Source organism: Streptomyces sp. NPDC013187 (genome assembly GCF_042899705.1).
Taxonomy (GTDB): domain Bacteria; phylum Actinomycetota; class Actinomycetes; order Streptomycetales; family Streptomycetaceae; genus Streptomyces; species Streptomyces hawaiiensis_A.
Genome location: NZ_JBIBAF010000007.1, coordinates 312,480 through 328,996, shown reverse-complemented (window position 1 = coordinate 328,996; position 16,517 = coordinate 312,480). Strand labels below are relative to the sequence as shown.

At 71.5% G+C, this 16,517-nt stretch carries 14 protein-coding genes and 1 pseudogene; 9 read left to right on the top strand and 6 right to left on the bottom strand.

Annotated elements, in window-relative coordinates:
• Positions 1-215: 215 nt before the first annotated feature.
• Positions 216-1,834 (top strand): annotated as a pseudogene (locus ACFY5B_RS17120) (ABC-F family ATP-binding cassette domain-containing protein).
• A gap of 221 nt (positions 1,835-2,055) precedes the next feature.
• On the opposite strand, the gene ACFY5B_RS17115 reads toward ACFY5B_RS17120, so the two are convergent.
• Both ACFY5B_RS17115 and ACFY5B_RS17110 read right to left on the bottom strand, forming a co-directional pair.
• Complete coding sequence (locus ACFY5B_RS17115; RefSeq protein ID WP_389969708.1) at positions 2,056-3,225, bottom strand: hypothetical protein; 1,170 nt, start codon at positions 3,223-3,225, stop codon at positions 2,056-2,058.
• Positions 3,222-4,163, bottom strand: a complete 942-nt coding sequence (locus ACFY5B_RS17110; protein WP_389969706.1) for a 5-dehydro-4-deoxyglucarate dehydratase — start codon at positions 4,161-4,163, stop codon at positions 3,222-3,224. Before ACFY5B_RS17110 ends, ACFY5B_RS17115 begins: the two co-directional genes overlap by 4 nt.
• Positions 4,164-4,417: 254 nt before the next feature.
• On the opposite strand from ACFY5B_RS17110, the gene ACFY5B_RS17105 reads away from it, so the two are divergent.
• The 8 genes from ACFY5B_RS17105 (at position 4,418) to ACFY5B_RS17070 (ending at position 12,069) form a co-directional block, all read left to right on the top strand.
• On the top strand, positions 4,418-5,227 hold the full coding sequence (locus tag ACFY5B_RS17105; protein WP_389969704.1) for an NAD-dependent epimerase/dehydratase family protein: 810 nt from the start codon (positions 4,418-4,420) through the stop codon (positions 5,225-5,227).
• A gap of 316 nt (positions 5,228-5,543) precedes the next feature.
• Entirely contained in the window at positions 5,544-6,311 is a 768-nt protein-coding gene (locus ACFY5B_RS17100) for a DeoR/GlpR family DNA-binding transcription regulator (RefSeq protein ID WP_389969702.1), read from the top strand.
• Between the two features lie 80 nt (positions 6,312-6,391).
• Complete coding sequence (locus ACFY5B_RS17095; protein WP_389969700.1) at positions 6,392-7,765, top strand: ABC transporter substrate-binding protein; 1,374 nt, start codon at positions 6,392-6,394, stop codon at positions 7,763-7,765.
• Complete coding sequence (locus tag ACFY5B_RS17090; protein ID WP_389969698.1) at positions 7,762-8,703, top strand: carbohydrate ABC transporter permease; 942 nt, start codon at positions 7,762-7,764, stop codon at positions 8,701-8,703. Before ACFY5B_RS17095 ends, ACFY5B_RS17090 begins: the two co-directional genes overlap by 4 nt.
• Positions 8,700-9,524 carry a carbohydrate ABC transporter permease gene (locus tag ACFY5B_RS17085; RefSeq protein ID WP_389969696.1) on the top strand — a complete coding sequence of 275 codons (825 nt, stop codon included), beginning with the start codon at positions 8,700-8,702 and terminating at the stop codon, positions 9,522-9,524. The genes ACFY5B_RS17090 and ACFY5B_RS17085 overlap by 4 nt, the downstream gene beginning before the upstream one ends.
• Positions 9,521-10,510: a zinc-dependent alcohol dehydrogenase family protein gene (locus tag ACFY5B_RS17080; RefSeq protein WP_389969694.1), complete on the top strand. Its 990-nt coding sequence runs from the start codon at positions 9,521-9,523 to the stop codon at positions 10,508-10,510. Before ACFY5B_RS17085 ends, ACFY5B_RS17080 begins: the two co-directional genes overlap by 4 nt.
• 73 nt (positions 10,511-10,583) lie before the next feature.
• A complete protein-coding gene (locus ACFY5B_RS17075; RefSeq protein WP_389969692.1) occupies positions 10,584-10,805 on the top strand; it encodes a hypothetical protein in 222 nt (73 codons plus the stop codon).
• A 64-nt stretch (positions 10,806-10,869) separates the two neighbouring features.
• Entirely contained in the window at positions 10,870-12,069 is a 1,200-nt protein-coding gene (locus ACFY5B_RS17070) for a TerD family protein (RefSeq protein ID WP_389969936.1), read from the top strand.
• Positions 12,070-12,126: 57 nt separating this feature from the next.
• Here ACFY5B_RS17070 and ACFY5B_RS17065 read toward each other — a convergent pair whose 3' ends face one another.
• The 4 genes from ACFY5B_RS17065 to ACFY5B_RS17050 all read right to left on the bottom strand — a co-directional run bounded on the left by ACFY5B_RS17065 (position 12,127) and on the right by ACFY5B_RS17050 (position 16,220).
• Positions 12,127-12,702, bottom strand: a complete 576-nt coding sequence (locus ACFY5B_RS17065) for a TetR/AcrR family transcriptional regulator (protein ID WP_389969690.1) — start codon at positions 12,700-12,702, stop codon at positions 12,127-12,129.
• Positions 12,703-12,808: 106 nt separating this feature from the next.
• Complete coding sequence (locus tag ACFY5B_RS17060) at positions 12,809-13,846, bottom strand: LacI family DNA-binding transcriptional regulator (RefSeq protein WP_389969688.1); 1,038 nt, start codon at positions 13,844-13,846, stop codon at positions 12,809-12,811.
• A 147-nt stretch (positions 13,847-13,993) separates the two neighbouring features.
• Positions 13,994-14,398 carry a VOC family protein gene (locus ACFY5B_RS17055; RefSeq protein ID WP_389969686.1) on the bottom strand — a complete coding sequence of 135 codons (405 nt, stop codon included), beginning with the start codon at positions 14,396-14,398 and terminating at the stop codon, positions 13,994-13,996.
• A 238-nt stretch (positions 14,399-14,636) separates the two neighbouring features.
• Positions 14,637-16,220 (bottom strand): TROVE domain-containing protein, encoded by a 1,584-nt coding sequence (locus ACFY5B_RS17050; RefSeq protein ID WP_389969684.1) that lies wholly within the window; start codon positions 16,218-16,220, stop codon positions 14,637-14,639.
• Positions 16,221-16,517: the final 297 nt, after the last annotated feature.

Sequence of the window (16,517 nt, the reverse complement as noted above, 5' to 3'; positions counted from 1 at the left end):
ATTTCTCGTGGCACGAATGTCACTGGACGCCGGGTCAGAACTAGACCCCGGTGCGAAGAAACTTAGACGAGGACCGGATTCGCTGTCTGTGACAGTGAATATCGTCGCAGCGGAATGGCCGATTCTCCCACCGGCCGTGACCAGAAACGGACGGCACGGGCAGTGGCCCGGTTGAAGTTGCCATGAGTGGGGAATGACAGTGAGAATGCCTGCCCATGGGGCACCTGGAAGTTTCACATATCGAGTACTACCTGCCGGACGGACGGGCTCTGCTCGGCGACGTGTCCTTTCGGGTCGCTGAGGGCTCGGCCATGGCGCTGGTCGGCCCCAACGGAGCCGGAAAAACAACGCTGTTGCGTCTGATCGCCGGTGAACTCGCCCCGCACGGCGGCACGTTGACGGTCAGCGGTGGGCTAGGTGTCATGCCGCAGTTCGTCGGAAGCGTGCGGGACGAGACGACCGTGCGCGACCTCCTGGTCTCCGTGGCGCCGCCGCGGATCCGTGCGGCCGCGAAGTCGGTCGACGAGGCCGAGCACGCGATCATGACGACGGACGACGAGGCGGCGCAGATGCGGTACGCGCAGGCGCTCTCCGACTGGGCCGAGGTCCAGGGCTACGAGGCGGAGACGGTGTGGGACATGTGCACCACCGCCGCGCTCGGCGTCCCGTACGAGAAGGCCCAGTGGCGCCGGGTACGCACCCTCTCGGGAGGGGAGCAGAAGCGGCTCGTGCTGGAAGCCCTCTTCCGCGGGCACGACGAGGTGCTGCTCCTCGACGAGCCGGACAACTACCTCGACGTGCCCGGCAAGCAGTGGCTCGAGGAGCAGATCCGGCAGACCCGCAAGACCGTGCTGTTCATCTCCCACGACCGCGAACTGCTCGCCCGTGCCGCGGAGAAGATCGTCAGCGTGGAGCCGGCCGCGGGCGGCGCCGACGTGTGGGTGCACGGCAGCGGCTTCGCCACCTACCACGAGGCACGCCGGGAGCGGTTCGCCCGCTTCGAGGAGCTCCGCAGGCGCTGGTCGGAGAAACACGCCCAGCTGAAGAAGCTGGTGGTCACCCTTCAGCAGGCCGCGTCGGTGAGTCATGACATGGCCTCCCGGTACGCCGCCGCGCAGACCCGGCTGCGCAAGTTCGAGGAGGCCGGGCCGCCGCCCGAGCCGCCCCGGGAACAGGACATCCGGATGCGACTGCGCGGCGGACGCACCGGGGTGCGCGCGATCACCTGCACGGACCTCGGGCTGAGCGGGCTGATGAAACCCTTCGGCCTGGAGATCTTCTTCGGCGAGCGCGTCGCGGTCCTCGGTTCCAACGGCTCCGGGAAGTCGCACTTCCTGAGGCTGCTGGCGGGTGAGGAGGTGGCACACTCCGGGCAATGGAAACTGGGCGCGCGGGTCGTCCCGGGCCACTTCGCACAGACCCACGCCCATCCCGAGCTGCTGGGACAGACACTGCTGGACATCCTGTGGCGTGAGCACTCCCAGGACCGCGGCGGGCCATGCCGGTGCTGCGCCGGTACGGGCTGGCCCAGCAGGCCGAACAGCGCTTCGAGCGCCTGTCGGGAGGCCAGCAGGCGCGCTTGCAGATCCTGCTTCTCGAACTCGCCGGGTCCACCGCGCTGCTGCTGGACGAGCCGACGGACAACCTCGATCTGGAGAGCGCCGAGGCCCTCCAGACGGCGCTGGAGGCTTACGAGGGGACGGTCCTGGCGGTCACGCACGACCGCTGGTTCGCCCGGTCCTTCGACCGTTACCTGGTGTTCGGTTCCGACGGCCGGGTGCGCGAAACCTCCGAGCCGGTGTGGGACGAGCGGCGCGTCGAGCGGGCGCGCTGAGCGGGCCGCCGCCGTCCCGGCCGTTTCCGAGCCCGGCGCCTCATCCCTCCAGGGCGCGCTGAGCGGGCCGCCGTCCCGGCCGTTTCCGAGCCCGGCGCCTCATCCCTCCAGGGCGCGCTGAGCGGGCCGCCGTCCCGGCCGTTTCCGAGTCCGGCGCCTCATCCCTCCAGGGCGCGCTGAGCGGGCCGCCGCCGTCCCGGCCGTTTTCCGAGTCCGGCGCCTCATCCCTCCAGGGTGCGCAGTGCCCGCGCAACGGCCGCCAGGTCGTCGTCGGACGCCAGCCCGGCGTGGTACAGCCGCAATTCGGTGGCGCCCAGCCGGCGTGCCTCGGCGGCGTCGGCGGCGAGGGTGCCGGGGCTGCCGCCCATCCCCGAGACGACGGGGAAGTTGGCGGCGACGACGGCCCCCTCGCGGTCCTGGCGCGCGAAGGGCGTCAGCGTGCCGGTGCCGCCCGCGCACGGCACGACCACACCGTCCGCCACGGACAGGATGTGCGCCGGGTCGACCCCGGGGTTGGCGCCGACGTGGTACGACACGGGATCCGCGTGCAGGAGCACCTGGAAGCCGTCGTGCGCCGCCGCCCTGACCGCCGCGACGGCCTGCTCCTGGAGGGTGCGGGCGGTCTCGTCGCGGTACGCGCGCGTGGTGGTGGCGAGCGTCTCGCCGAGGAGCTTCTCGATGCCCGCCCAGCCCCCATCGGAGGGCGCCCCCTGCCAGACCGGCTCCAGCGCGGTCCGTACGGCGGCCGCCAGCTCGTCGGCGTCCAGGCCGTGCCGGCCGTAGCCCTCACGGCAGGACGGGCAGAAGCACAGCGCCATCAGATACTGCCCGGCCTCCCCGAGGCCGACGCCGCCGGTCTTGTCGTGGGCGTGCAGATGCTCCAGCCCGTACCAGCCGAGGGACTCCAGCTCGGTGCCGCTCGCCCCGGGCCGGACGGCCGCCTCGGCCGCCAGGTCGGTCAGGTAGGTGCGCGTGGCGGGCTGCGCGATGCACGGCGCCCAGGGATAGCGGTCGCCGTAGGCGTTGACGACCGAGGTGTCCGGGTGCTCGGCGCCCAGGCGGGAGTTGTGAGCGAGGACGACCCAGGTGTGCACCTCGAGGCCCGCCCCGGCGAGGGCGGTGGCGGCCTCACCGAAGGCGTCCCCGGGGGCCCAGGCGCCGGCCGCGTAGGGGCGCAGCTCGCGTCCGGCCCAGCGGTCGTCCGCCGGGTACAGCACGGCGGCGTGCTCGGCGGTGACGATGCGGTGGCGGGGGTGGCGGGGGGTGAGGGCGCGCGTGGAGTGGTAGGCCGCGGCGAGCGTCACCTGCTCCACGCCGAGCGCGGCGATCCGGGCGGGTGCCTCCGGGTCCCCGTTGACATCCCAGGGGTAGACGAATGTCGACGCCTTCACTTGGTCTCCTCCAGCAACGCGTAGCCGCGCTCGATCACTTCGGCGAGCTGCTTCACATGATCCTCGCTCGGCTCGTGCAGTGGTGGCCGCACCTCCCCCACGTCGAGGCCGCGCAGCCGTACACCTGCTTTGACCAGCGCGACCGCGTAGCCGCGGCCGCGGTCGCGCAGTTCGACGAAGGGGCGGTAGAAGCCGTCCAGCAGCTTCGCCACGGTGGCGTCGTCGCCGATCCTGAGGGCCTGGTGGAAGGCGAGGGCGATCTCCGGCGCGAAGCAGAACACGGCGGACGAGTAGAGCGTGACGCCGAGGGCGCGGTAGGCGAGCTGGGTCTGCTCGGCGGTCGGCAGGCCGTTGAAGTAGAGGAAGTCGCCCGGGGCCTCGGAGCGGACGGCGCTGACGACGCGCTGCATGAGGTCGAGGTCCCCGAGCCCGTCCTTGAGGCCGATGATCCCGTCCGTGCGGGCGAGCCGGACCACCGTCTCGGGGGTGAACACGGCGTTGTCGCGCTGGTAGACGATGACCGGCAGGGCGGTCGCTGCGGCGACTTCGCGGTAGTGCCGCAGCAGCCCCTCCTGTCCGGCGACGACGAGGTAGGGCGGCATGGCGAGCAGCCCGTCGGCCCCGGCGGCCTCGGCGAGGCGGGCGTAGCGCACGGCGAGCGCGGTGCCGTACCCGGCGCCCGCGACGACCGGCACGCGCCCGTCGGCGGCCTCGACGGCGACCCGGACGCAGGCCTCGAACTCCTCGGGCGTCAGCGCGTGGAACTCGCCGGTGCCGCAGCAGGCGAACACGGCGGCGGCTCCGGCCTCCACCCCGCGCCGGACGTGCGTGCGGTAGGTGTCGAGGTCCACGGAGCCGTCGGGTCCGTAGGCGGTGACCGGGAAGAACAGCGGCCCGCTGGGGATGTCGAGTCGTGTGGCGAGAGGGGCTGGCGTCACAAGCTCTCCCGGTTCCATATTCATGATTGACGTCTATATTTCTGAACAACTCCACGCTAAGGCGCCGCCTCGCCGCCGGTCAAGCGCGCACACCCGTGACGCACCTGCGGATCCGCCCCCTCCGCGACATACTTGACGGGCTCCGCCCCACCTCCTTAGCGTGTCCACGCATATGAATGCCGTGCGCTCATGTGCACGCTGGGCGATCAGCACGTTTGTCGATCAGCACGGTTGGCGATCAAGGAGATCCGAGGATGCCCGCTCCCCGCACCGTCCTGCTCACCGGCGCCGCCGGCGGCCTCGGCACCCTGATGCGGGACCTGCTCCCGGCCTACGGCTACGACCTGCGCCTGCTGGACCTGCGCCCGATCGAGGGCGAGCCCGACGCGATCACCGCCGACCTCGCCGACCGGGACGCCGTGCGCGAGGCGGTCCGGGGCGTCGACGCGATCCTCCACCTCGCGGGCATCTCCCTGGAAGCCCCCTTCGAGAAGATCCTCAAGGCGAACATCGAGGGCACCTACCACCTGTACGAGGCCGCCCGCGAAGAGGGCGTCGGCCGGATCGTCTTCGCCTCCTCCAACCACGCCGTCGGCTACACCCCGCGCCCCCAGGGCGACGACCCCCTCATCCCGATCGACACCCCGCGCCGCCCGGACACCTTCTACGGCCTGTCCAAGTGCTTCGGCGAGGACCTCGCGCAGCTCTACTGGGACAGGCACGGCCTGGAGACGGTCTCGGTGCGGATCGGCTCCTGCTTCCCCGAGCCGACCAGCGTGCGCATGCTCTCGGTGTGGATGAGCCCCGCCGACGGCGCCCGCCTCTTCCACGCGGCCCTGACCGCCGAGCACGTCGGCCACACCGTCGTCCACGGCTCCTCCGCCAACACCCGGCTGTGGTGGGACCTCACCAGCGCCCGGGCGCTCGGCTACGAGCCGCAGGACGACTCCGAGCCGTACGCCGAGAAGCTCATCGCCGAACAGGGCGAACTGCAGGACGGAAACGAGGCCCACGCCTACCTGGGCGGCCAGTTCGTGACGGACCCGCCGGTCTGGCCGTACTGACCGGACGGAGGCCGAACAGGCCGAACAGGGCGGGCGGGCAGCAAACGGGCCCGCCCGCTCGGGCATCCGGGCACGACCCGGAGACGGCGGGGAAGCGCCCTCAGGGGCGCGGGGAACTGCGCGACCAGCCACAACGCACCCGCAGACGCCCACAGCCTCCCCCCGCCACTGAGCACACCCGCCCGACCGAACGGGCACAGCCGGGCAGGATCCCGCCCGCAACAGACCTGGCCACCGCGTAACACCCCCTGTAGAACTTCCCCCAAGGCCCACCGAGGGCCCGAACGGGCAGCACGACAGGAGGCGGGTGACGGCCATGAGCAGGACCGCGGAAGAACGGCAGCGCGACATCGTGCTGGCCGCACGGCGTGACGGCTCGGTCGACGTCACCGCCCTCGCCACCGAACTGGGCGTGGCCAAGGAGACCGTACGGCGGGACCTGCGCGTCCTGGAGGACCACGGCCTGCTCCGCCGCACCCACGGCGGCGCCTACCCCGTGGAGAGCGCCGGCTTCGAGACGACGCTCGCCTTCCGCGCCACGAGCCACGTCCCGGAGAAACGCCGGGTCGCGGCCGCCGCCGCCGAGCTGCTCGGCGACGCCGAGACCGTCTTCGTCGACGAGGGCTACACCCCGCAGCTCATCGCCGAGGCGCTCCCCCGGACCCGGCCGCTGACCGTGGTCACCGCGTCCCTGCCGGTCGCCGGCGCCCTCGCCGAGGCCGAGCACGTCTCCGTACTGCTGCTCGGCGGCCGAGTGCGGCGCGGCACCCTCGCCACCGTCGACCACTGGACGACCAAGATGCTGTCCGGCTTCGTCGTCGACCTGGCGTTCATCGGCGCCAACGGCATCTCCCGCGAACACGGCCTCACCACCCCCGACCCGGCCGTCAGCGAGGTCAAGGCACAGGCGATCCGGGCCGCCCGGCGCGTGGTCTTCGCGGGCGTGCACACCAAGTTCGGAGCGGTCAGCTTCTGCCGGTTCGCCGAGGTCGGCACGCTGGAGACGATCGTGACGAGCACCCTGCTGCCGGCCGCCGAGGCCCACCGCTACTCGCTGCTCGGACCGCAGGTCATCCGCGTCTGATCGCACGTCCACCCACCTCCCCCAGGGCGCCCGCACGCCCTGCGATGCCCCTTGTCTCCCCATACATCCAGGAGCGATCCATGCGAACCCAGAGCCGACGACGGCCACCGCGAGCCTCGCTCGCCCTGGCCGCCGCAGGGACGCTGCTCGCCCCGCTGCTGTCCGGCTGCTGGGTCGGCGCGGGCGGGGCCGGATCCGGCGGCGACGCCATCAACGTCCTGATGGTCAACAACCCTCAGATGGTCGAGCTGCAGAAGCTGACCCGCGCCCACTTCACCGAGAAGACGGGCATCAAGGTCAACTTCACCGTCCTGCCCGAGAACGACGTCCGCGACAAGATCAGCCAGGACTTCGCCAACCAGGCCGGCCAGTACGACGTCGCCACGCTGTCCAACTACGAGATACCGATCTACGCCCGCAACGGCTGGCTGCGGGAGATGAACGGCTATCTCGCCAAGGACCCCGCCTACGACGAGCAGGACGTCCTGAAGCCGATGCGCCAGTCCCTCACCGCGGACGACGGCAAGCTCTACGGCCAGCCCTTCTACGGCGAGTCGTCGTTCCTGATGTACCGCAAGGACGTGTTCGAGAAGAAGGGCCTGACGATGCCCGCGCACCCCACCTGGCAGCAGGTGGCGGACCTCGCGGCCCGGGCCGACGGCGCCCAGCCCGGCATGAAGGGCATCTGCCTGCGCGGCCTGCCCGGCTGGGGCGAGGTGATGGCCCCCCTCACCACGGTCGTCAACACCTTCGGCGGCACCTGGTTCGACAAGGACTGGAAGGCGCAACTCGACTCCCCCGCCTTCGAGAAGGCCACGAGGTTCTACGTCGACCTGGTGCGCGAGCACGGCGAGTCCGGAGCCGCCCAGTCCGGGTTCGCCGAGTGCCTGAACAACATGACCCAGGGCAAGGTCGCCATGTGGTACGACGCCACCTCCGCGGCCGGCTCCCTGGAGGCCGCCGGCTCCCCGGTCAAGGGCAAGGTCGGCTACACCCCCGCCCCCGTCGAGAAGACCGAGTCCTCCGGCTGGCTCTACACCTGGGCCTGGGGCATCCAGAAGGCCTCCCGCAACCCGGACAAAGCCTGGAAGTTCGTCTCCTGGGCGTCCGGCAAGGGCTACGAGGAACTGGTCGGGGACCAGGTGGGCTGGTCGAACGTCCCGGCCGGCAAGCGGGCCTCCACGTACGCCAACCCCGACTACCGCAAGGAGGCCGCCGCCTTCCAGGAGATGACCAAGGAGGCCATCGAGAAGGCCCGGCCGAACGACCCCGGCGTACAGCCGCGGCCCGCCCCCGGCATCCAGTTCGTCGGCATCCCCGAGTTCACCGACCTCGGCACCAAGGTCTCCCAGGAGATCAGCGCGGCCATCGCCGGACGCCAGTCCGTCGAGTCGGCCCTGAAGAAGTCACAGGCGCTCGCCGAGAAGATCTCCGAGGAGTACGAGGGACGATGACCGCCACGACAACGGCCCCCGTGGCCGCTCCCGGGACACCCGCCCCGGCCCGCCGCCCCTCCGCCCGGCTGCGCGCCTGGGCGACCAGGGCCCCGCTGCTGCCCGCCCTGATCTTCATGATCGTCGTCACCCAGCTGCCCTTCGTGGCCACACTGGTGATCTCCTTCTTCGACTGGAACTCCCTCTATCCCGACGCCCGGCACTTCACCGGCGTCGACAACTACCAGGAGGTCCTCACCGACCCCGACCTGCGCCACTCGGTGTGGACGACGGTGCTGCTGACGGTGGCGGTGGTGCTGGCAAGCCTGGTCCTGGGGCTCGCCCTGGCGCTGCTGCTGGACCGGAGGTTCCGCGGCCGTGGCATCGTGCGGACGCTGCTGATCGCCCCGTTCCTGGTGGTGCCGGTCGCGGCGGCCCTGCTCTGGAAGCATGTGCTCTACAACCCTGAATACGGCCTGTTCAATGGGTTGTTGCACTATGTGGGCGGGCCCCAGCCGGACTGGATCTCCAGCACCCCGCTGCTCGCGGTCGAGGCGTCGCTCGTCTGGCAGTGGACGCCGTTCATGATGCTGATCCTGCTCGCCGGCCTGCAGAGCCGCGACCACGAGCAGATCGAGGCGGCCCGGGTGGACGGCGCGAGCGACTGGCAGGTCTTCGTCCACCTGACCCTCCCCCACCTGCGCCGCTACCTCGAACTGGGCGCCCTGCTGGGCTCGATCTACATCGTCCAGAACTTCGACGCGGTCTTCACGATCACGTCCGGCGGCCTCGGCACCGCCAACCTCCCCTACACCGTCTACCAGAGCTTCTACCAGGCTCACGAGAACGGCCTCGCCTCGGCCGCGGGCGTGCTGGTGGTCATCGGCTCGATCGTCATCGCGACCTTCGCCCTGCGCGTGGTGTCGTCCCTGTTCCGCGAGGAGGTGTCCCGCGCATGAGCGTCGTACGCCGCAACAGCATGGGCCTGCTGGCCTGGCTGGCCGGGATCGTGTTCTTCCTGCCCATCGCCTGGATGGCGCTGACGTCGTTCCACTCGGAGTCCGACGCGGCGACCAACCCGCCGTCCTTCGCCGCCACCCTCACGCTGGACGGCTACCGCGAGTTCTTCGGCGCGGGCGGCGGCGCGAGCCCCTGGCCGGCCCTGATCAACTCCACGGTCGCGTCCGTGGCCTCGACGCTGCTGGTCCTGCTGCTGGCCTTCCCGGCGGCGTACGCGCTGTCGATCAACCGCGTCCGCAAGTGGACGGACGTGCTGTTCTTCTTCCTCTCCACCAAGATGCTGCCGGCCGTGGCGGGCCTGCTGCCGATCTACCTGTTCGCCAAGAACGCCGGGATGCTCGACAACATCTGGCTGCTGGTCGTCCTCTACACCTCCATGAACCTGCCGATCGCGGTGTGGATGATGCAGTCCTTCCTCGCCGAGATCCCGGTCGCGGTGATCGAGGCGGCGAAGGTGGACGGGGCCCGGCTGCCCACGATCCTCGCGCGCGTGGTCGCCCCGATCTCCCTCCCCGGTATCGCCGCGACGGCGCTGATCTGCTTCATCTTCAGCTGGAACGAGCTGCTGTTCGCCCGGGTGCTCACGGGTGTGGTCGCCGAGACCGCCCCCGTCTTCCTGACCGGCTTCATCACCAGCCAGGGCCTGTTCCTGGCGAAGGTGTGCGCCGCGTCGCTCGTCATCTCCCTGCCGGTGCTCGCCGCGGGGTTCGCCGCCCAGGACAAGCTGGTCCAGGGCCTGTCGTTGGGAGCCGTGAAATGAAGGCCGCCGTCATCGAGTCCGTGGGCAAGGCCGTCGTCGCCGAGGTCCCGGACCCGACGCCAGGGCCGCGCGAGGTCGTCGTCGAGGTCGCCGCCTGCGGGCTGTGCGGCACGGACCTGCACATCCTCCAGGGCGAGTTCGCCCCGCAGCTCCCGATCGTGCCCGGGCACGAGTTCGCCGGCGAGGTCGTCGGGGTCGGCACGCAGGTCACGGAGGTGGCGGTGGGCGACCGGGTCGCCGTCGACCCGTCCCTCTACTGCTACGAGTGCCGCTACTGCCGCACCGGCCACAACAACCTCTGCGAACGCTGGGCGGCGATCGGCGTGACGACGGCCGGAGGGGCGGCCCGGTACGCGGTCGCCCCGGTGGCGAACTGCGTGAAGCTCCCCGAGCACGTCCGCACCGCCGACGCGGCGCTCGTGGAGCCGCTCTCGTGCGCGGTCCGCGGCTACGACGTGCTCCGGTCGCGCCTCGGCGCGCATGTCCTGGTCTACGGCTCCGGCACCATGGGCCTGATGATGCTGGAGCTGGCCAAGCGCACGGGCGCGGCGAGCGTGGACGTCGTCGACGTGAACCCGGCCCGGCTGGAGACGGCCCGCCGCCTCGGCGTCTCGGCGTCGGCGGCGACCGCCGACGAACTGGACCGTCCGCAGGGCTGGGACCTGGTCGTCGACGCCACGGGCAACGCGGCGGCGATCCAGGACGGACTGGACCGGGTGGCGAAGGCGGGCACGTTCCTGCAGTTCGGCGTGGCCGACTACGCGACCCGCGTGACGATCGACCCGTACCGCATCTACAACCAGGAGATCACCATCACGGGTTCGATGGCGGTGCTGCACAGCTTCGAGCGGGCGGCGGAACTCTTCGCGGGCGGTGTTCTCGACCCGGACGTCTTCATCAGCGACCGCATCCCGCTGGAGCGGTACCCGCAGGCGCTGGAGCAGTTCGCTGCGGGAGTGGGCCGGAAGATCGTCGTCGTGCCGTAGGGAAGGGACCACCGTGGGCGGGGGCGGGCGAAATTCGCTGGGGCGTCTGCCTCCCGCCTCGTACCCTCACGGCATGCCGAGACCTCATGGATTCACCTACGAGCAGCACACGGGCGGAACGATCCGCATCAGCCACCACGGCCGCCCCGCCACCACCCTGAACGGCCCCCGGGCCGCACAGTTCCTCGCCGAGGTCGAGACCTCCGACCCTCAGCTCGTCATGGCCCGCTGGACCGGCAACTACAAGCGCGGCAACGAACGCACCGCCCGCGACCACCCACGCAACCTCCGCTGACCCGATTGGCCGCAGGGTAAGGGAACGGCAAAGTCGCCTCGCTCGTTCACCCGGCATGACAGCTATGACCCCCGGCTCGAACATCCCCCTGTCCGCCGCCCGCGTGACGGTGGACGTCGCCGCCCCGGTGCGGCTCGACGTATCGGGCCTGCTGCTCACCGCCGACGGCAAGGTGCGCTCCGACGACGACTTCATCTTCTACAACCAGCCGTCTGGTCCCGGCGTGACGTACCGCTCGGGCGGCGGCAGTGCGCCCGACGCGATCGTGGTGGACACGGCGGCCCTCCCGCCCGGCATCGAGAAGATCGTCGTCACGGCCAGCCCGGACGCCGCGGGCCAGACCTTCCAGGGCATCGAGCCGACGGCCACCATCCGCAACGCGGACGACAGCACCGTCCTGGCCACGTTCACCCCGCCGCAGCTCGGCAGCGAAACGGCCCTGGTGATCGTGGAGGTCTACCAGCGCAACGGCCAGTGGAAGGCCCGCGCCGTCGGCCAGGGATACGCAAACGGCCTCGCGGGCATCGCCACGGACTTCGGGGTCACGGTGGAGGAGCCGGCCGCCACCCCGCCCCAGACGGTGACCCCGCCGCCCGCCCCGGTGCAGCCGCCCGTGGCCCCGCCGGTCGCCGCGCCCGCCGCTCCCCCGACCCCGGCCACACCTCCCCCGCCCGCGCCCGGCGCCGGGAAGATCAACCTCGACAAGGGCCGCGTCAGCCTCCAGAAGAACCAGACGGTCTCCCTGATCAAGGGCGGCCGCCCGCTGCTCTCCCAGGTCAGGATGGGCCTCGGCTGGGAGCCCGCGTACCGCGGCAAGGACATCGACCTGGACGCCTCGGTCATCGCCTACGGGCCGCAGCGCAACCACATCGACAGCTGCTACTTCGGCAAGCTGCAGATCGTGGGCGGCGCGATCCGCCACTCCGGCGACAACCTCACGGGCGAGGGCGGCGGGGACGACGAGACCATCATGGTCGACCTCGGCCGCCTGCCCCAGGAGGTCACCGGCCTGGTCTTCACGGTCAACTCCTTCTCCGGCCAGAAGTTCACCGAGGTCGCCAAGGCCTACTGCCGCCTCCTGGACGGCACGACCGGTGAGGAACTGGTCCGCTTCGACCTCACCAGTGCCGAGCCGCAGACGGGCGTGCTGATGGCCAAGCTGATCCGCCAGTTCTCCGGCGAGTGGGACATGACGGCCATGGGCGAGTTCGTGAAGTCCCGCACGGTGAGGGGCATGGTGAAGCCGGCGGCACAGGCCCTGTGACCCACCGCACCGGCCTCCGGGGACGCCCCCTCACCAGGGGGCGTCCGGCGCACCGCGTCAGCGGCGCCCCGCCCCCAGCCCCTCCGTCAGCAGTGTCAGGTAGCGCCGGAGGTGCCGGCCCTCCCCGTCCGCCAGTTCCGACGCCGTCGCCATGCCGTGCGCCAGCCGCAGCACATCGATCGGCTCGACGTCCGCCCGGAGTGTGCCCTCCTCCTGCGCCGCCCGGACCAGCCGCCCGGCCGCGACCTTGACCGCGTCGCCGCACCCCGTGGTCACGAGGTTGCCGGAGTCCGTGACGGCCGGTCCCAGCAGCGCCTTCAGCCCCCGCATCCGGATCATCCCGGCACCCAGTTCGTACAGCCACTCCGTCAGCGCCTCGCCCGGCGGCAGTTCCGCCGCGAGCACACCGGCCCGGGCCGCGATCGCCTCGATACGGTCCAGATAGGCGGCCTCCAGCAGCGCCTGCCGGGTCGGGAAGTGCCGATACAGCGTGCCGGAGCCGACCCCGGCCCGCTTGGCGATGTCGTCGAGGGAGGCACCCTCCCCGTGCTCGGCGAACGCCTCCACGGCGACCGTCAGCAACCGCTCGTAGTTGCGCCGGGCATCCGCCCGCATGGGCCTGACCCGCGCCACGCGACCACTCCTCACCACCGGGGACTCTCCGCGCACCTTACCGAGAACGGCCCGGTTCCCCTGCCGGCCGAAGACCCCGAACCGCCGACGGGCAGGGGGCAGGAGGTCAGGCGGAGTCGCGCACCACGAGTTCGGGTGTCACCCACGCGTCCGCGCCCCGCAGCGGCTCCTCGCCCGCGCGCAGCCGGGCCACCTGTTCCACGGCAAGCCGCCCGAGTCGCCGCTTGTCGATGTGCAGGGTGGTCAGGGCGGGGTCCACCAGCTCTCCCAGGGAGAGGCCGTCGAAGCCCAGCACGGCCAGGTCGTCCGGCACGCTCCGGCCGCGGCGGCGGGCGGTGCGCATCGCCCCGATCGCGATCAGGTCGTTGAAGCCGAACACCGCGGTGACCTCGGGCCGCGCGGTCAGCAGCCGCTCCATGCCCGACTCGCCGCCCGCCACGCTGTGCTCGGGGCACACCACGACCCAGCCCTCGTCGACGGGCAGGCCGAGCCGCCGGGTCTGCTCGAGGAAGGCCTGTCTGCGGGGGCTCGGGCCGTGCCCCCCGTCCAGCATGCCGATCCTCCGGTGTCCCGCGTGGAACAGATGATCCATGCCCTGCTGGACACCGGCTGCGGCGTCGATGCCCACGGCCGCGAACCGGGTCTGCTGCGGGCCGCGCTCCAGCAGCACCAGCGGTACGCCCCCGAGGTGCCGGGTGAGTACGTCGTCCGGGTCCTTGAAGTAGCCGACGACGGCGTCCGCTTGGTGGGAGAGCACGTCGAGCGCCTCCCGCTCCCGGGCCTGGTCGATCCGGGAGTCCCACACGACGACCTGCCAGCCGCGCTGTTCGGCCGCCTCCAGCACCCCGGCGGCCACCTCGGGGAAGAAGGGGTTGCGCAGGTCCGGGATGACCAGGCCCGCCGTCACCGCGCCCTTCTGGACGAGTCCGCGCGCGAACCGGCTCGGCCGGTAGTCCAGGAGCCGCGCCGCCTCCAGGACCCGCTCCTTGGTGCCGGGGTCGATCTCACCCTTGTCGTTGACCGCCCGGGAGACCGTCTGGCGTGACACCCCGGCCAGGCGGGCGACGTCATGGATCGTGGCCCGGCGCCGGGCACCGTCGGGCCGCTCCGCACTCGGCTCCGCACGCTGATTGTCCGTCCGCACGCTCAGCACTGTATCCGGCACCCCGGCCGACCCGGCAGGGCCGCCCGGACGCCCCCCGGCACGGCCCCGACCCACCACCTGGCGACGGCGCCCCAGAACACCGCCGCAGCCGGGTCGAACACCCCGGCCCGCCATCCACCACCCCCGTCAGTCGCCGAGCTCGGTGAACAGCGTCAGCTGGAGAGCGCCCGGCGCTTCGAGCCGGGAGTTCAGGGAGTTCCAGGGGGTGCGCGTCGGCTCGGCGACGACCTCCGCTCCGGCGGCGGCCAGCTTCGCCGTCGTGGCGACGGAGTCGTCCACCTGGAAGGCGACCCGGACGTGCCCGGCGACCCGCCGCCCCACCTCGACCTCGTCGATGAACGCGGCATGGTTCGGATCGGTCAGCTCCAGCGTGGCCCGCCCGTCCTCCAGGATCGTGACCCGCCCGTCCTCCGAAGCGAAGGCCGCCCGCTCGGGCAGACCCAGCACGTCCCGGTAGAAGTGCAGCGCGGCGTCGTAGTCCTCGGCGGTGACCACGAGGCGGAGTTCGCGAACGGCTGGCGCGTCGGACATGACTGCTCCTCAACGGGTGTCGGTTGAGCGCGACAACCCGACCGCGAGCCGGAAGATTCCCGTACGCTGCCGGACCGATGGCCGGACCGTTGGTCAGAACAGCGCGCTGTACGCGTTCAGCGCCGCTGGACCGCGGCCCGCCGTGGACCGCGGCCCGCCGTGGACCACGGCCCGCACAGGACGATGGCCCGCACAGGGCAATGGCCAGCACTCCCCACGCGGTGCGGGCCACAGCCCCTCAGGCCACCCAGGGCCAGTCGGCGTCCCGGGAGGCCTCGATCAGCGGAACCATCCGGAAGGCCGCGTCGGAGAGGCCTCCGAAGGTGTGCCTGTTCCCGGTGCCCGACGGTCCGTGACCCGCCCGGTACCCGCCGAGGTTCCAGGTGTAGACCGGCACGTCGGCCGGGATCTGCTCGGTCGGGTCGCCCCGGTGGTGGTGTGTGTACTGCTCGTCGGTGACGATCAGCACCCGGTCGTGCTTCTTGTAGTGCCGGCGCACCGCCTCCGTGGTGTCGGTGCCGCCCAGGTCGCCGAAGCGGTCGAGGACCTTCAGCACCGACTCGCCCCGGCGGAACTTCACACGGGCGCTCGTCGAACCGAACTCGACCAGGTCGGCGCTCTCGGCTCGCAGGGCCAGGGCCGTACCGAAGATCGCCGCCGCGTCGGCGCGGGTGAGCTCCGAGCGGTCGGACAGCCTCGACCAGAACATCGAGCCGGAGCGGTCGACGAGCACCAGCGTCCGGCCGGGCAGCGCCGGCACGTTGGCCAGCGAGTGGCCGAGTGCCCGCTCCAGCGCGTACGACCAGCGCAGCGACGGCGCGTTCTGGTACGCGGCGAGGTACCGGAAGGGGAACTGCCGCGAGCGCGCGACCTCCGCCGGATCGCTGATCCGCGCGGCGACCCGCTCGGCCACCTCGTCCGAGACACCGGCCTCGTCGAAGTTCCGCAGGTTCCGCACGAGCGCCATGGTGCCCATGGACGGGATCACGGCCTCCCAGGCCGTCTTGTCCATCGGTCCCTGCAGCCAGCCCGCCAGCGCCTCCCAGGTCATTCCGGCCCCGGCCAGCCGCTCGGCACCGCCTTCGGCGGTCACGACTGCCCGCCGTTCCCCGACGGGCAGTGCCATCAGCTCGCGGTGCGCGGTGAGGACGTGGTCCGACGCGGGCGGCACGGCGGTGTCCGGGTGGTGCCGGCGGTCCAGGGCGTAGCGGAACAGCTCGCCCTGCCACGGCTTGTCCGGGTCCGGGGCCGCGTGCACGAGGTTGAGGATGTCGCCGAAACGGTAGCCCTTGGAGGCGGTGTCGTACTTCAGCAGCGCCTTGCCGTGGTACAGGCGGCGCACGGCATCCGCGACACCACGCTTGACCGGCTTCGGCACGTTCCGGCCGTACATCGCGGTCCAGTACGCGAGCAGTTCGCCGGGCTCGTCGGGCCGCTGCAGGACGGAGGCGACGACCTGCCGGTTGGACGGGCCGTCGGTGGCGCCAGCGTCCAGGCGGGCCTTGACGTACTCGGCGGCTCCGACGACCGAGGCCGTGCGCAGGTTGCCCGCGCCACGCAGCCAGCCGAGCAGGCCGGCCGTCCACTCCGGGTCGGTGACGGCCAGTTCGCGCACGAGTCGCTGGAACCGGTCGTCTCGGTCGGTGCCGGTCTCGTAGAAGGTCTGCTGGGAGACGAAGTGGGACAGGGCAAGCAGGAAGAGCTCGGAGCGGGCGTCCCGCTCATGGCCCCGGCCGCCCTCGTAGGTGCGCAGCACACGCCCGGTGGACGTCACGCGCGAGACGGGACGTGCGCGGGCCGCCTTGGAATTGAATCGCGCCATGGTGAATTCCCCCGAATTCATTCGCATTTCGAGGGAGGCGCTGCATGCAGGAAAAGAGGTGGGTGCCCGAGGACAGAAGTCGGCGACGGACTAATCCAGATGCTCTACCCATTTGAGCTACAGCGACCCGAAGTCGCTGACGGGACTCGAACCCGCAACCCTCTGATCCCAGGAAGTAACCGTTGCCTTCGCACCGGGCACCCACCACATGCTGCGCCTCCCGAGATCAAGTCGGCGGCGGCGTCGGATTCTTTGGAAGAGAAGTAGCCGCTGCCATCGCACCGGGAGGTGCGTGAC

Coding starts and splice junctions, on each gene's coding strand:
- ACFY5B_RS17105 (WP_389969704.1), top strand. CDS start 4,418: ATGCCCGCTCCCCGCACCGTCCTGCTCACCGGCGCCGCCGGCGGCCTC.
- ACFY5B_RS17100 (WP_389969702.1), top strand. CDS start 5,544: ATGAGCAGGACCGCGGAAGAACGGCAGCGCGACATCGTGCTGGCCGCA.
- ACFY5B_RS17095 (WP_389969700.1), top strand. CDS start 6,392: ATGCGAACCCAGAGCCGACGACGGCCACCGCGAGCCTCGCTCGCCCTG.
- ACFY5B_RS17090 (WP_389969698.1), top strand. CDS start 7,762: ATGACCGCCACGACAACGGCCCCCGTGGCCGCTCCCGGGACACCCGCC.
- ACFY5B_RS17085 (WP_389969696.1), top strand. CDS start 8,700: ATGAGCGTCGTACGCCGCAACAGCATGGGCCTGCTGGCCTGGCTGGCC.
- ACFY5B_RS17080 (WP_389969694.1), top strand. CDS start 9,521: ATGAAGGCCGCCGTCATCGAGTCCGTGGGCAAGGCCGTCGTCGCCGAG.
- ACFY5B_RS17075 (WP_389969692.1), top strand. CDS start 10,584: ATGCCGAGACCTCATGGATTCACCTACGAGCAGCACACGGGCGGAACG.
- ACFY5B_RS17070 (WP_389969936.1), top strand. CDS start 10,870: ATGACCCCCGGCTCGAACATCCCCCTGTCCGCCGCCCGCGTGACGGTG.
- ACFY5B_RS17055 (WP_389969686.1), bottom strand. CDS start 14,398: ATGTCCGACGCGCCAGCCGTTCGCGAACTCCGCCTCGTGGTCACCGCC.
- ACFY5B_RS17050 (WP_389969684.1), bottom strand. CDS start 16,220: ATGGCGCGATTCAATTCCAAGGCGGCCCGCGCACGTCCCGTCTCGCGC.